Origin of the sequence: Nonomuraea sp. NPDC049269, assembly GCF_043197155.1 — a bacterium.
Lineage (GTDB): Bacteria > Actinomycetota > Actinomycetes > Streptosporangiales > Streptosporangiaceae > Nonomuraea.
This window is the reverse complement of sequence record NZ_JBICSO010000003.1, coordinates 899,346-913,563: the sequence shown is the minus strand read 5'-3', so window position 1 is coordinate 913,563 and position 14,218 is coordinate 899,346. Positions and strand designations below refer to the sequence as shown.

15 protein-coding genes are annotated in these 14,218 nt (G+C 70.8%); 5 read left to right on the top strand and 10 right to left on the bottom strand.

Features of this window, described 5'->3' with window-relative positions:
* Positions 1–96: 96 nt before the first annotated feature.
* Positions 97–939 (bottom strand): NAD(P)H-binding protein, encoded by an 843-nt coding sequence (locus tag ACGFNP_RS21780; RefSeq protein WP_393321227.1) that lies wholly within the window; start codon positions 937–939, stop codon positions 97–99.
* 85 nt (positions 940–1,024) lie between these two features.
* On the opposite strand from ACGFNP_RS21780, the gene ACGFNP_RS21775 reads away from it, so the two are divergent.
* On the top strand, positions 1,025–1,975 hold the full coding sequence (locus ACGFNP_RS21775; protein ID WP_393321223.1) for an Lrp/AsnC family transcriptional regulator: 951 nt from the start codon (positions 1,025–1,027) through the stop codon (positions 1,973–1,975).
* A 5-nt stretch (positions 1,976–1,980) separates the two neighbouring features.
* Here the strand turns inward: ACGFNP_RS21775 and ACGFNP_RS21770 are convergent, their stop codons facing one another.
* The gene (locus ACGFNP_RS21770) at positions 1,981–3,336 is read right to left on the bottom strand and encodes a dipeptidase (protein ID WP_358339886.1); all 1,356 of its coding nucleotides are present in this window, start codon (positions 3,334–3,336) and stop codon (positions 1,981–1,983) included.
* A gap of 248 nt (positions 3,337–3,584) precedes the next feature.
* Here ACGFNP_RS21770 and ACGFNP_RS21765 point away from each other — a divergent pair, with 248 nt between their 5' ends.
* Together ACGFNP_RS21765 and ald are read left to right on the top strand one after the other, a co-directional pair.
* Positions 3,585–4,967, top strand: a complete 1,383-nt coding sequence (locus tag ACGFNP_RS21765) for an aspartate aminotransferase family protein (RefSeq protein WP_358339885.1) — start codon at positions 3,585–3,587, stop codon at positions 4,965–4,967.
* A gap of 27 nt (positions 4,968–4,994) precedes the next feature.
* Positions 4,995–6,110, top strand: a complete 1,116-nt coding sequence (ald, locus tag ACGFNP_RS21760; RefSeq protein ID WP_358339884.1) for an alanine dehydrogenase — start codon at positions 4,995–4,997, stop codon at positions 6,108–6,110.
* A gap of 35 nt (positions 6,111–6,145) precedes the next feature.
* Here the strand turns inward: ald and ACGFNP_RS21755 are convergent, their stop codons facing one another.
* The 6 genes from ACGFNP_RS21755 to ACGFNP_RS21730 form a co-directional block, all read right to left on the bottom strand.
* The gene (locus tag ACGFNP_RS21755) at positions 6,146–7,534 is read right to left on the bottom strand and encodes a tetratricopeptide repeat protein (protein WP_393321218.1); all 1,389 of its coding nucleotides are present in this window, start codon (positions 7,532–7,534) and stop codon (positions 6,146–6,148) included.
* 50 nt (positions 7,535–7,584) lie between these two features.
* Positions 7,585–8,487, bottom strand: a complete 903-nt coding sequence (locus ACGFNP_RS21750; protein ID WP_393321215.1) for a sulfite exporter TauE/SafE family protein — start codon at positions 8,485–8,487, stop codon at positions 7,585–7,587.
* A 134-nt stretch (positions 8,488–8,621) separates the two neighbouring features.
* Complete coding sequence (locus tag ACGFNP_RS21745) at positions 8,622–8,858, bottom strand: SHOCT domain-containing protein (protein ID WP_358339881.1); 237 nt, start codon at positions 8,856–8,858, stop codon at positions 8,622–8,624.
* 113 nt (positions 8,859–8,971) lie between these two features.
* Entirely contained in the window at positions 8,972–9,718 is a 747-nt protein-coding gene (locus ACGFNP_RS21740) for a class I SAM-dependent methyltransferase (RefSeq protein ID WP_393321211.1), read from the bottom strand.
* A 61-nt stretch (positions 9,719–9,779) separates the two neighbouring features.
* Positions 9,780–10,247, bottom strand: coding sequence for a Clp protease N-terminal domain-containing protein (locus tag ACGFNP_RS21735; protein ID WP_393321208.1), 468 nt, complete (start codon positions 10,245–10,247; stop codon positions 9,780–9,782).
* A gap of 7 nt (positions 10,248–10,254) precedes the next feature.
* Positions 10,255–10,452, bottom strand: a complete 198-nt coding sequence (locus ACGFNP_RS21730; RefSeq protein ID WP_214633670.1) for a helix-turn-helix domain-containing protein — start codon at positions 10,450–10,452, stop codon at positions 10,255–10,257.
* 57 nt (positions 10,453–10,509) lie between these two features.
* On the opposite strand from ACGFNP_RS21730, the gene ACGFNP_RS21725 reads away from it, so the two are divergent.
* Positions 10,510–12,051 (top strand): FAD-dependent monooxygenase, encoded by a 1,542-nt coding sequence (locus tag ACGFNP_RS21725; RefSeq protein ID WP_393321204.1) that lies wholly within the window; start codon positions 10,510–10,512, stop codon positions 12,049–12,051.
* A gap of 46 nt (positions 12,052–12,097) precedes the next feature.
* On the opposite strand, the gene ACGFNP_RS21720 is transcribed toward ACGFNP_RS21725, so the two are convergent.
* Entirely contained in the window at positions 12,098–12,727 is a 630-nt protein-coding gene (locus tag ACGFNP_RS21720) for an NADPH-dependent F420 reductase (RefSeq protein WP_393321201.1), read from the bottom strand.
* Between the two features lie 116 nt (positions 12,728–12,843).
* Between ACGFNP_RS21720 and ACGFNP_RS21715 the strand changes: the two genes are divergently transcribed.
* Positions 12,844–13,245, top strand: coding sequence for a winged helix-turn-helix transcriptional regulator (locus tag ACGFNP_RS21715; RefSeq protein WP_393321198.1), 402 nt, complete (start codon positions 12,844–12,846; stop codon positions 13,243–13,245).
* Positions 13,246–13,270: 25 nt separating this feature from the next.
* Here the strand turns inward: ACGFNP_RS21715 and ACGFNP_RS21710 are convergent, their stop codons facing one another.
* The gene (locus tag ACGFNP_RS21710) at positions 13,271–14,218 is read right to left on the bottom strand and encodes a zinc-binding alcohol dehydrogenase family protein (RefSeq protein ID WP_393321195.1); all 948 of its coding nucleotides are present in this window, start codon (positions 14,216–14,218) and stop codon (positions 13,271–13,273) included.

The following is a 14,218-nucleotide window of genomic DNA, read 5'->3' as shown; positions in this document are numbered from 1 at the left end:
GAGGGCTGCATAAGCGGGCAGCGGCCGAGAGAGAGAATTCGCGTACTATGCGAAATTCATCCATAAACCCAAAGTGCGGCCTAGGTCATACACCTGTCAATGCGGCAACTGACCGCCCCGGTCCGTGAAGTCGGCCGCGTGGTCGGCGGCCCATTGGCGCAGTGATCGGGCCGGGGCGCCGGTGACGTCCTGGACGGTGGTGGTCAGGGTGGGCGGCGGCCCGGCGAGCATGGCGGCGTAACCGTCGAGCAGCACATCGACGAAGGAGTCGGGGAACGACTCGTCGGCCAGCAGTCGCCGGCGGGCCTCCCCACGGGTGAGCTCCCGCCAGCGCAGCGGCCGGCCCAGCGCCTCGCCGATGACGCGGACCTGGTCGGCCTGAGTGAGCACCTCGGGGCCGGTCAGGGTGTAGGTGGCGCCGTCGTGCCCCGGCTCGGTGAGGGCACGGACCGCGACGGCGGCCAGGTCGGCCTCGTGGATCAGGGACATCGGCAGCGCGCCGTAGGCCCCTTCGACGACGTCGCCCGCCCGGATCTGGTCGGCCCACCACAGCGTGTTCACCGCGAAGGTGCTCGGCCTGATCATGGTGGACTCGATTCCGCAGCCGTGGACGAGCCGCTCCTGCTCGTCGAAACCGAGGTCGGGGACGCCGCCCGTACCCAGGAAGACCACCCGGCGGGCCCGCCGCGCGACGACCTCCAGCACGGCGGGCAACTGCTTGCCGGTGTGCAGCGGCCAGAGCAGGAACACCGCGTCGATGCCGTCCAGGCAGGCCGCGATGGTGTCCGGTTCGGACAGGTCGCCGCGCACCACCTCGACGTCGGCGGGGAAACGGGCGGTGTGCGGATCGCGGGTGACCGCCCGCACGGTGTGGCCGGTCAGCTGGGAGATGATCTGGCCGCCGACGTTGCCGGTGGCGGCGAGGATGAGCATGTTCATGCCATGAGCGTCGTCTACGACCCCGTAGTCCGCCCAACCAGACGGCTAGGATCGCCGGAAACCGTCACTACACCGGGATTCATGGATGGATACTGTCGACCGCGGTCTGGTTCACGCGCTGCAGATCGACGGCCGGGCCTCGTTCAGAGCGATCGCCGACGTGCTCGAGGTCTCGGAGAACACCGTGGCCCGCCGCTATCGGCGGCTGCGCGGCCAGGGCGTGCTGCGGGTGGTGGGCCTGGTCAACGGCGGACGGCTGGGGCACACGCAGTGGACCATCCGGCTGCGCTGCACCCCGGACGCGGCCGGACCGGTCGCCAAGGCGCTGGCCGCCCGTGACGACACCTCGTTCGTGTACCTGCTGTCCGGCGGCACCGAGGTCTCCTGCACCGTGCAGACCCGCGGCACCCAGGACCAGGACGCCCTGCTGCTGGGCAGACTGCCCCGCACCAGCGGGGTCGTCTCGGTCTCCGCCCACCTGCTGCTGCGGGGGTTCGTCCTGCCGGACGGCTGGCAAGGGCTCGCCTGGCTGGCACCCGAGCAGGCCGACCGGCTGCGACCGCCGCCGGTCGAGGCCGGCGACGGCCCGATCGAGCTGGACGAGGGCGACAAGGCGCTGCTCCGGGCGCTCAACCTGGACGGCCGCGCGCCCTACGCCGAGCTGGCCGCCGCGACCGGCTGGTCGGAGACCACGGTGAAACGCCGCCTGTACGCGCTACGCAGCCAGGGAATCGTCAGCTACCAGCTCGACATACCGCCTTCGGCGGTCGGATTCGGCACCCAGGCCCGGCTGTGGATCGCCGCCCGCCCGGCCAAGGCGGTCGAGGTCGGTGAGGCACTGGCGCGGCATCCAGAGATCGCCTTCGCGTCCCTCACCACCGGCCCCACCAACCTGCTCGCGGCCCTGAACTGCCGCGACCCACTGGACCTGGGCCACTACCTCACCGAACGACTCACCCCGCTGGAAGCGATCACCACCATGGAGACCGCTCCCATCATCCGCACCGTCAAACGCGCCGGGCCGCTGCTGCTGTAGCGGAATCAGACACCGAGGGCGGAGGGCAGGCTGAGCTCCCGCAGGAACAGCGCCTCGGCGGTGGCGATGCGGCGCAGCTCCTCGAGGTCCACCCGCTCGTTGGGCGCGTGGATGGCCGCGTCCTCGTCCTCGGCCCCGAACAGCAGGATCTCCGCCGCGGGGAACTGCTTCAGCAGCGTGTTCACCAGCGGAATGGACCCGCCGGCGCCCACGTCACGCGGCGGACGTCCGAAGGCGCGCTCCATCGCCCGGTTGAGCGCCGCGCGGGCCTTGCCGCCCGAGTCGGCCTGGAAGCCCGACCCCACGGTGAAGTCGCCGAACGAGACCTGCGCGCCCCACGGCGTGACCTGCCGGAGGAATTCGACCACCGCGTTCACGGTCGTCTTGGGGTCGCCCGAAGGGGGAATGCGGACGGTGACGCGGGCGCGGGCCACGGGCTGCACGGCGTTGATGGCGCCCGACACCGGAGGCGCGTCGATACCGGTCACGGTGATGGCGTACGACGCCCACAGCCGGTCCGCCAAAGAGCCGGAGCCGACCAGCGAGGCGCCGTCCAGCAACCCGGCGGTCTTGCGGAACTCCTCCTCCGACGGTCCCTGACCGAGGAAGGCGCCCCGGGGCAGGCCCGGCACCCGGATGTCGCCGTTGTCGTCGTGCAGCGAGGTCAGCATCCGCATGAGCGCCGCGAGCGCGTCGGGGGTGGCACCGCCGAAGGAGCCGCTGTGCACCGGCTCGCGCAGGGTACGGACCTCGATGGTGAAGGCGGCCATGCCGCGCAGCGAGGTGGTGACCGCGGGGTCGCCGATCCGCGGGTTGCCGGTGTCGGCCACCACGATGGCGTCGGCCCGCAGCAGGTCGGGGTTGCGCTCGACGAACGCCTCCAGGCGCTCCCCGGCATACTCCTCCTGGCCCTCGATGAGGACCTTCACCCCGACGGGGAACTGCCGCTGGAACACGCGCAGAGCGGTGACGTGCGAGATGATGCCCGACTTGTCGTCCGCGGTGCCCCGGCCGTACAACTGGCCGTCGATCAGGGTCGGCTCGAACGGTGAAGTACGCCAGGCGGCGGGGTCACCGGCGGGCTGCACGTCGTAGTGCGCGTAGAGCAGCACCGTGGGCGCGCCGGGCGGTGCGGCCACCTCCCCGTACACCGCGGGGAAACTGCCCTCGACGGGCACCCGCTGCACGTGCGACAGCCCGGTGCTGCGCAGTAGTTCCTCGGTCAGGGCCGCGGCGGCGAGTACGGGCTCCTCGGGATGCCCGGGGAAAGCCACGGACGGGATGGCGGCGAGCCGCCTGAGGTCCTCGACGGCCTGCGGCATCGCGGCCGCGACGGCGCTCTCGATCTGTTCAGGAGTCACGGACGGTCCCCCGGGGTCTTTCTCGGTAGTTGTCGCTTTCGACAGTTAACGTCTCATTGGATCACAGAAGGCTCCACAGCGCGTGAAACAGGCATGACCCGCGCGCCAATCTACCTGCGGATTTCGTGGCTGTTACATACCGTTCCTGCGGATCTCGGATTTCTTGCATACTGTTGCGACGCTTTCGCTTGGCAAACCCGAGGTGAACATGCAGACTGTGGGGAGATCGGACACGAGGGAAGATAATCATGACGCAGCCGGAAAACGAGATTCTCAAGGCCGCGCAGGACCACCTGTGGTTGCACTTCACGAGGCACAGTGCGTACCAGCAGGCAGAGATCCCGACCATCGTTCGCGGTGAGGGCTCCTATATCTACGACATCCACGGCAAGCGCTACCTGGACGGCCTGGCCGGACTCTTCGTGGTCCAGGCCGGTCACGGCCGGAGCGAGCTGGCCGAGGCGGCCGCCAAGCAGGCGCAGGAGCTGGCCTTCTTCCCGCTGTGGTCCTACGCGCACCCGAAGGCGGCCGAGCTGGCCGAGCGGCTGGCGAGCCTGACCCCGGGCGACCTCAACAGGGTCTTCTTCACCACCGGCGGCGGCGAGGCGGTCGAGTCCGCCTGGAAGCTGGCCAAGCAGTACTACAAGCTGGTCGGCAAGCCGCTCAAGCACAAGGTCATCAGCCGCAACATCGCCTACCACGGCACCCCGCAGGGCGCCCTGTCGATCACCGGCATCCCGGCGTTCAAGCAGATGTTCGAGCCGCTCGTGCCCGGCTCGGTGCGGGTGCCGAACACGAATTACTACCGCGCCGACGAGATCACCGGCGTCAAGGGGATGAGCCCGGAGGAGTACGGCATCTGGGCCGCCGACCGGGTCGCCCGCGCGATCGAGATGGAGGGCCCCGACACGGTGGCCGCCGTCTTCGCCGAGCCGGTGCAGAACGCCGGCGGCTGCTTCCCGCCCCCGGCCGGCTACTGGCAGCGGCTGCGCGAGATCTGCGACGAGTACGACGTGCTGCTCGTCTCCGACGAGGTCATCTGCGCCTTCGGCCGGCTCGGCACGATGTTCGGCGGCCAGAAGTTCGACTACGTGCCCGACATCATCACCTGCGCCAAGGGCCTGACCAGCGGCTACTCGCCCATCGGGGCGATGATCGTGCACGACCGGCTGTTCGAGCCGTTCAAGAGCGGCGACGAGATGTTCGCGCACGGCTACACCTTCGGCGGCCACCCGGTCTCCGCGGCCGTGGCGCTGGCCAACCTCGACATCTTCGAGCGCGAGGACCTGCTCGGCCACGTCACCAAGAACGAGCCGCTCTTCCAGGCCACCCTCGACGGGCTCAAGGACCTGCCGATCGTCGGCGACGTCCGGGGCGCCGGCTACTTCTGGGGCATCGAGCTGGTCAAGGACAAGGCCACCAAGGAGACGTTCACGGCCGAGGAGTCGGAGCGGCTGCTGCGCGGGTTCCTGTCGAAGGCGCTGTTCGACGCCGGGCTCTACTGCCGCGCCGACGACCGCGGCGACCCCGTCATCCAGCTCGCGCCGCCGCTCATCGCGGGGCCGAAGGAGTTCGACGAGATCGGGTCGATCCTCCGCAACGTGCTCACCGAAGCGTGGGCTCGCCTCTAACGCTTTAAAGGAACGAAAGGATTCGCGATGAAGATCGGCGTGCCTGCCGAGGTCAAGAACCACGAATACCGAGTCGCCGTAACCCCGGCAGGCGTGCACGAGCTGGTCCGCCACGGCCACGACGTCACCGTGCAGCGAAGCGCGGGCTTGGGTTCGCACATCCCGGACGAGGAATACCTGGCCGCGGGCGCGAAGATCATCGACAGCGCCGACGCCGTGTGGGGCGAGGCGGAGATGGTGCTCAAGGTCAAGGAGCCGATCGCCGAGGAGTACCACCGGCTGCGCGAGGGCCTGGTGCTGTTCACCTACCTGCACCTGGCCGCCTCCCGGCCGTGCACCGACGCGCTGCTCGGCGCGCGGACGACCGGCATCGCGTACGAGACCGTGCAGGTCGGCAACACGCTGCCGCTGCTCGCCCCGATGTCCGAGGTCGCCGGCCGGCTGGCCCCGCAGGTGGGGGCGTACAACCTGATGCGCTTCAACGGCGGGCGCGGCGTGCTGCCGGGCGGCGTGCCCGGCGTGGCCCCGGCCAAGGTGGTCGTGATCGGCGGCGGCGTCTCCGGGCTGAACGCCGCCCAGATCGCCGTCGGCATGGGCGCGGACGTCACCGTGCTCGACACGAACGTCGACCGCCTGCGCTTCATCGACGCCATCTACCAGGGCCGGCTCAAGACGCTGGTCTCGACGTCGTACGCGATCGAGCAGGAGGTGCTGAACGCCGACCTGGTCATCGGCGCGGTCCTGATCCCGGGCGCCAAGGCTCCGACGCTGGTCTCGAACGAGCTGGTCTCGCGCATGAAGAAGGGTTCGGTGCTCGTCGACATCGCCATCGACCAGGGCGGCTGCTTCGAGGACTCGCGCCCGACCACGCACGCCGCGCCGACCTACACCGTGCACGGCTCGATCTTCTACTGCGTGGCGAACATGCCGGGCTCGGTGGCCAACACCTCCACCTACGCCCTGACCAACGCGACACTCCCGTACGCCGTCAAGCTGGCCGACCAGGGCTGGCGCGAGGCGCTCAAGGCCGACGCGGGCCTGGCGGGCGGGCTCAACACCCACGACGGGCTGCTCACCAACGGCCCGGTCGCGCAGGCGCTCGAACTACCGTTCACGCCGGTGGCCGAAGTCCTCGCCGCCTGAAACCCTGGCTTGGGCGTCCGATAGCGCGAGTGGCGCTATCGGACGCCGAGCCGTTGCCGCAGGTCGCGGGCCGTGGCCAGGACATGGTCGATCTCGCCGGGGCTGGGCCAGGGCGCGCTGCCCGGACGCAGCAGCGTGCCGCGTACCGACGCCAGGTACTCGATCGCGCTGGAGTGCAGGCCGCTACGCCGCACCAGCCAGCCCAGCACGTCCGCGTGGTCGTGCAGCGGCCTGGTCGCCAGGTCCCAGGTGCCGAGGATCTCGGCCAGCTCGGGTACGCCCAGCGAGAGGCCGCCCCTGCGGCCGGTGGCCGCCGCGGCCAGCTCGGCACGCGCGGCCAGCTCGGGCTCGGCCAGCCGGTTCCATGCCGGGGGCGGCGGGGCGGCCAGCCACCGCGCGGCCTCGTCCGTATCCCCGGACGCCGACAGCAGCCCGGCCAGCTCGATGGCCGCCTGGTGATGCCCGGCCAGCGCGGCCTGGCGGAACCAGTGCCGCCCGCCCGCCAGATCACCGAACTCGGCGATGAGCAGCAACCCGAAGTGGAAGGCGGACTCGGCGTCGCCGCTGGCCGCCGCCCGGCCGAACCAGTGTCCGGCCCCCGCGGGGTCGCCGAGCTCGACGCAGACGAACCCGGCCATCCGCTGATCCGCCAACCGGCCCGCGTTGGCGGCCCGCTCGAACCAGGCGCGGGCCGTACGCAGATCCCCGTGGCCCAGCGCGATGCCGCCGAGCTGCGAGGCGGCGCCCGGATGCTCGCTCCTGGCGGCCAGCCGGTAGTACGCCTCGGCACCCTCGGGGTCGCGGCTGGCCTGGAGGAACAGGCCGAGACAGTAGGCCGACTCGGCATGGCCCTCGCGCGCGGCGTACTCCCACCAGTGCAGGGTCTCCTCGTCCTCGCCCGCCGCGTACGCCAGGAAGCCCAGGTCGTGCGCGGAGGCCGCGTCGCCGTCGGCGGCCGCCCTGCGGTGCCACTCGCGCGCCGCCGCGACCTCGCCGCCGTCCTCGCAGATCAGCGCCAGTCGCCGGGCGGCCGTCCTGGAGCCCTCGCGGGCCGCGGTCTCGAACCACCTTCTGGCGGCCTCGACGTCTCCGCGCTGCTCCAGCAGCAGCGTCGCCAGGTTGACCGCGGCCTCGACGTCACCGGTGGCGGCGGCCAGTTTGTACCAGGAGACGGCCTCCTCCAGGCTGCCGTGCTTCTCGTGCCAGACACCCAGGTTGTAGGCGCTGTCGATGTTGCCGCCCGCCGCCGCCCGTTCCCACCACTCCTTGGCCGCCGAGCGATCGCCGCGCTGCGCGCAGAGCCGGCCGAGCCGGTGCGCCGCCTGCGGGTCGCCCGCCTGCGCGGCCATGAGCAGCTCAGGCTCGTCTCCCACGCGTGGCGCCGGAACGGCCGGCGCCGCCACCTCCTCTTGCCACCACGCCATGGGCACAGGGTGCCAGGTAATCGAGAGAATGCGAACAGTAATCGCCGACGCTAGGAGAAGTTGATGTACCCGCTGTACATCCCCATCCCGCATACGTAGCGAAGTGACCCTGGGCGCTGTGGCGGCAGCCGTACCGTCGTGGGCAGGGCGAAGTCCCGTCCGGCGATGGTGACCGTCCGGGTGCAGCCCTGATCGGCCAGCTTGAAGATGATGTCGACGGACACTCCGGCACGCGCGGTCACGATCCCGGGCCGGTAGCCGTCGCGCGTCGCCCAGACGGTGACCGTTTGGGCGCCCTGCCCGGCGGCGGCTGTGGATTCGGCGGCGGCCGATCCCGGTGGCGCGAGCCAGCCGCCCAGGCTGACCCCCGAGCCGACCGTCCACAGGCCGGCCACGAGCGCCGCCACCCCCGCCAGCCTGGCGAGCCTGGTCCGCGAGACCCGCCGCAGGACCCAGCCGAGCAGCGCGAAGGCGGGCGCGGTGCCGAGGACGAACCCGGCCATCACCGCCGCGCCACCCAGCGGCGAGCCACTGGAGACCGCGACCATCTCCATGCCGAGCGTCACTCCACAGGGGATGAGGATGGTCGCCGCGCCCAGCAGAGGCGCGCTGCGGGCCACGCGCCGGGGGATTTCGTCACAGCCGGACCGCCGGTGGAGCAGCCTGATCGCGTACGCGATGACCGTGATGCCCGCCGCCACCAGCAGCAGCGCCCGCACCTCCGGGGGCAGGCTGACGGCCGAACCGGCCAGGCCGAGCAGCACCCCGGCGACCGAGTAGGAGACCATACGGCCCGCGAGGAACCAGGCCACGAGCACCGGATCGCGCGACGGCCGCTCGCAGCCGCCCGAGGTGAGGCCCACGAGCAGGCCACCCTGCACCGCCGTACAGGACGCGGTCCCCGCCACGAGCCCGGCGACGAGTCCACTGGCGAGGAGGGCGAAAGGCTGCACGCTCAGCAGCTGCTCTGGCCGCAGAACCGGGCGATCGACTGCATACGAGCCCCCACTTCTCGACAGTCCCTAGAAGCAACTTAAGGTTGCGAACCGGATGCGGCCAGCAACAGTTTTTTCACCCACCGGGACGGTTAGCTCTTGAGTACCGACATGCGCTCGAAGTACTCGTCGTCGGTCATCTCGCCGCGAGCGTACCGCTCGGCGAGGATCCGCTCCGCCGACCCCGTCGCTCTGACCTCGGTACGCCATCGACCCTTCTGCCAGGCCCGGGCGCCCAGGGCGACGAGGGCCACCCAGAACAGACCCCAGAGAACCGGAATGATCGGCCAGAAGCCAGCGCCCCAGCCCCAATGCGTCATCGTGTTCATGCCTTCCAGGGTCGCCGCCGGATGAGCCCGGCACATCAGACCCTCGGCGCGTCCTGAGCTTCACCCAGGGGAGTGTTCGGCCTCGTTCGTCGTACACCCGAGGTGGTAGCCGGCTAGGCCCTGGCCTCGATCAGGAAACGGGTGGAGTGGGCGACGAACGGCCCGTCCTCCTGGATGCGTTCGTGCAGCTCGCGCAGCTCTTTCCGGTAGCGGTCGACCGAGAAGCCCGGCACGATCCAGATGACCTTGCGCAGGAAGTAGATCACCGCGCCGATGTCCCGGAACTCCATCCGCAGCGACTCGGCCCGGAGGTCGGCCACGGTGAGCCCGGCCTGCTCGGCCGCCGCCCTGGCCTTCTCGGGGTCGCGACTGGAGCCGTCCAGCGGGCCCAGGAAGTATTCGCTCAGCTCGACGACACTGCGCGGGCCGACCTGCTGTGAGAAGTAGGTGCCGCCCGGCCTGAGGATCCGGGCGATCTCCGCCCACCAGGTGTGTACCGGGTGGCGGCTGACGACCAGGTCGAAGGTGTCCGCGCGGAACGGCAGGCGCGGCCGCTCGTCGTCGGCCACCAGCGCGGCGCCGCGGGGGTGCAGCCGCCTGGCGGCCAGGGCGAGGTTGGGTGGCCACGACTCGGTGGCGACGGTGATCGGCGGCAGCTTCGGGACTCCGGCCAGGATCTCGCCGCCGCCGGTCTCGATGTCGAGCGCGGCCTCGGCCGTGGCCATCCGGCCGGCCAGGAGACGGGCGTACCCCCAGGAGGGGCGGGCCTCCGTCGCCCGGCCATCGAGCCAGGAGAAGTCCCAGCCGTCCACGGAGACCGATGCGGCCTCTTCGACCAGGTCGTCGAACGTGCGGTCCATCGTTCGAGCTTGTCAGGGGGGTTGCTCGCGCTCAACTCGATTTCCCCCGACCTGCATGCTTTTAGGCGGCCAGCCGATCACGTACCTCCGTGCGGTCGATGCCGAGGTGGTCGATCAGCTCCGCCACGGGATCGGGTCGTCCCTGGGCGAGCAGGGCCAGCAGGAGCTGCGCCGGTCCGGCGGTGTTCCTGACCTTGCGGGTGGTCGCCTTGATCGACTGGTTGATCGCCGCCCGCGCGCTGGAGGTCAGCGCGGTGCCCGGCACCGCCGGATGCTTGCGCGGCCGGGCCGGCGGCACCTCGCCCACGTCGATCCCGAGCGCCCGCAGCGCCGCCCGGTCGAGCTCATCGAGGGCCGCCCGCGCCCGGTCCAGATCCACGCCGAGCGCCCGGGCGGGGGCCTGACCCGGATCACGCAGCAGCCCGAGCAGCAGATGCTCGGTCCCCAGTCGCCGATCGCCGCGCTGCCTGGCCTCCTCCAGCGCCGCGGTCACGACCACCGCGAACGGGCTCTTCTCTATCCCGAACATACGAACCTCACTTTCCGTACTTCGCGTGCACCGACTGCCGTGACATGCCGAGCGCGTCGCCGATCTGCTCCCACGTCCACCCCTGCTCCCTGGCCAGGGCCACGGAGACGGCCTCGACCTGCTCGGCCAGCCGGTGCAGGGCGCCGACCGCGCGCAGTCCCATGGCGGGGTCGTTCGACTTGATGCGCTCAGAGAGTTCTCCCACGTCCACAACGTCAGGCTAGATTGACAGGGTCTGCTTTGTCAATCTAGCCTGACGGCCATGGAAGAAGTAGTGATCATAGGAGCGGGCCCCGCCGGGCTCATGCTGGCGTGCGAGCTGCGCCTGGCCGGCGTCCGTACGATCGTGCTGGAGAAGCGAGCCGAGCCCGGCGACCTCCCCAAGGCCAACGGCCTGGGCGGGCAGATCATCCGGTTCCTCGACCACCGGGGTCTGCTCGAACGGTTCAGCGCGGGCAGCCCGTTCGCCGGGCGCGCGCCGGGCTTCCCGTTCGGCTCGGTGCCCCTGAACTTCGCCGAACTGGGCGGCGATGCCCCGTTACACCTGCTGATGATCCAGCAGCCGCGCCTGGAGCGGCTGCTGGGTGAGCGCGCGGCCGAGCTCGGCGCCGAGATCAGCTGGGGTCACCGGCTGAGAACGCTCACCCAGGACGACGAAGGCATGACGCTGGAGGGTGACGGCTTCCGGCTCCAGTCCCGGTATGTCGTCGGCTGCGACGGCGGCCACAGCCTGGTGCGCGAACAGGCGGGCATCGGCTTCCCCGGCACGACGGACGACGAGGTGATGCTGCTCGGCCACTTCAAGGCGCCTCATGCGTCCTTCTTCGACAGCCCGCAGGTCAGTGGCCTGCAGCCGGGCTGGAACCGTACCCCGAACGGCCGCCTGCTGCTCACCTCGCTCCGGCCCGGCGTCCACATCGTCGGCGTGCGCGAGAAGATCGTGGGCGTACGCGAAAAGGGTGCGGCGGCTGCGTCGGCCGTCACGCTGGCGGAATTCGAGGAGGCGGTGCGCCGGGTCATCGGCGTCGACCTGCCGCTCGGCGAGCCCATCTGGCTGTCGAGCACGGTCTCGCAGGCCCGCCTCGCCGACCGCTACCGCGAGGGCCGGGTGTTCCTGGCCGGTGACGCCGCCCACCTGTTCCCGGCGGGTGGCTCGGCCCTGAACGTCGGCCTGATGGACACCGCCAACCTCGCCTGGAAACTGGCCGCCCACCTGCACGGCCACGCGCCGACCGGCCTGCTCGACACGTACGAGACCGAACGCCGCCCGGTGGCCGCCCACACCCTGCGCCACACCCGCGCCCAGGCGGCCCTGGAGCGCCTCACCGGCGAGGACGGCACGGCCCTGCGCGACCTCCTCACGGAACTGCTCACCTTCGAGCAGCCCCTGCGCCACCTCGGCGAACTGCTTCAGGGCTCCGACGTCCGCTACGGCACAGCGTCCCACCCACTGACCGGCCGCTTCGCCCCCGACCTGGCACTGACCACCGTGGACGGACCTGTCCGCGTGGCCGAGCTCATGCGACCGGCCGGCTGGCTACTCCTCGACCTACGCCCCACGCCCTCGGACCCGGGCGAACTCGTCAGCCAGCGTCCGGTGGGATCGGACCTGGGCGAATCGGTCAGTCAGCGTCCTGCGGCGTCGGACCTGGGCGACCTGGTCCGCGATGGCCGCCTCCGAGTCGTCGTCGCGCACTGTGCGGCCCCGCCCGCCGACGCCCTGCTCATCCGCCCCGACGGCTACGTGGCCTGGGCGGGCACGGACGGCCTGCCCGAGGCGGTGACCACCTGGCTCACCCCTTGACCTGCTGGTCGCTCGCGACCACCTCGTACACCCCCGCCCTTGGACGTCAATGAGCGACGGCCATGCCGAAGGGCACAGGGCCGAGCGCGCGGACGAGGCCGCCGACCATCAGCAGGAACGCCTCCGGCCCCCGCGCCGTCTCCACCCCACCGAGGTCGATGATCCACTCTGGCGCCCAGCCCAGCTCGGCCAGCAGCCCGCCGACGACCTTCTTGGCGTCGGCGTCGTCCCCGGACAGGAAGGCGGTGGGCGGCATGGCCGGCAGGGCCGGATCGGCCATGACCGACGAGTGCATGGTGTTGAGCGTCTTCACCACGCGTACGTCCGGCAACGCCCGCTGGATCTCCTCGGCGAGACTGCTGCCCGGATAGAGGAGCGCCGACGCGAAGCCGTACGAGTCGGATTCGGTGGCGTTGGCGATGTCGACCAGCACCTTGCCCGCCAACTCCGCCGCTAGCCCGGTCAGCACCTCCACCGACACCTCGCCGGGCAGGGCATTGATCACCACCTCCGCCGACCCCGCCGCCGCACGCAGACCAGCGACTCGCACTCCGAAGTCAGCGGCGACCTTGTCCGGGGCACGAGAGCCCACAATGACCTCGTGCCCCGCGTCGCGCAGCCTGCCGGTAAGGGCCCGGGCCACATTGCCCGAGCCGAGGACGGTGATCGTCGTCATGCTCTCTTCACTCCTTGACCGGGCGGGATTCGCCCTGTTCATGAGCGAAGTTAGGCGGTGCTACGGTCGAACGGCAGTACGCACTTCAAAGTGTCCAGCGCACGCGAAGGGATGCCATGACCACGCGCACCGCCGCCCAGCGGCGCGTCGACGGCCGGGACTCCTATCAGGCCCGCTTCACCGCCTGCCCGGTCAACCGGCTGATCGACCGCATCGGCGACAAGTGGGTAGCCGTCCTGCTCAACGAACTGGCCGACGGCCCACGCCGCTACGGCGACCTGGCCCGGACGATCGCGGGCGCGAGCCAGAAGATGCTCACGGAAACACTGCGCCGCCTCGAACGCGACGGCCTGATCTCACGTACGGTCACCCCCGCGGTGCCGGTACGCGTCGACTACGCGCTCACCGAACTGGGCCGGAGCCTGCTACCGGTGATCGAGGTCATGAAGCAATGGGCCGAGGAGAACATCGACCGGATCGACAGCGCCCGCGAGGCCTACGACACACGCGACCGCTGAAACCCGGAGCAGGCCGGGGCTGACGTCATCCGATCCGGACGATGCTCTTGCCGTGGGTCGCTCCACCGGCGAGATCGGCGATGGCGGTCCCGACGTCGGCCAGCTCGTATTCGGCGGTGATATCGATGCCGACCGTGCCGTCCCCGACCAGTTCCAGCGCGCGGCGTACGCTGTCGGCGAGCCGCTCGGGATGGGTCTGGCTGAGCAGGTTGCTGTTGTAGGTCAGCATCGACCTGCCCTGCATGAGCAGATCGTTGACCGAGACCGAGACCGGCTCGAAGGTGGCGATGTTGCCGTAGACCACGATCCGGCCGTGCGCTGCCAGGCGTTCCAGGTTGGCCAGCCGGGTCTGGCCGCCGATGGGATCGAGAATCACATCGAAGTGCTCCCCGTCCAGAGCCTGGGGGAACTCCTCGCGGCTGAGCACCCGGTCATAACCGAGCTGCCGCGCGTACTCGACCTGTCCCGGATTGCCCACGACACCTACGATCCGCCCCGCGCCGGCGGCCCGGGCGAACTGCCCCGCGAGCGTACCGACCCCGCCGGCTGCCGCGTGGATCAGCACGCTCTGGCCCGGTCGGACTCCCGCGACAGTGTTGATCAGGTCGTAGGCGGTGGAGGTGACCCAGCCGAACGCGGCGGCGGTCCGCGAGTCCACGGTGGGCGCCGCGATCGCCAGCACCGAGGAGACGACGACGACCTCCGCGAAGCCGCCCGAACTGGTCAGCGCGATGACCTGCTCACCGACGCGTGCCGGATCGACACCCTCGCCGACCGCGATGACCTGCCCGGACGCCTCGAAGCCGGGCACGAAGGGACGAGGAGCCGGGAAGTGACCGTCACGGATAAGCACATCCCCCCACTGAACACCCGCATAAGCGACCCGGATCGCCACCTCCCCGCGCTCCGGGACTGGCTCGGCGATCTCGGTCACGCGGAGTTGGTCATCGGTGGCGAGCACTGCAGCCTTCAT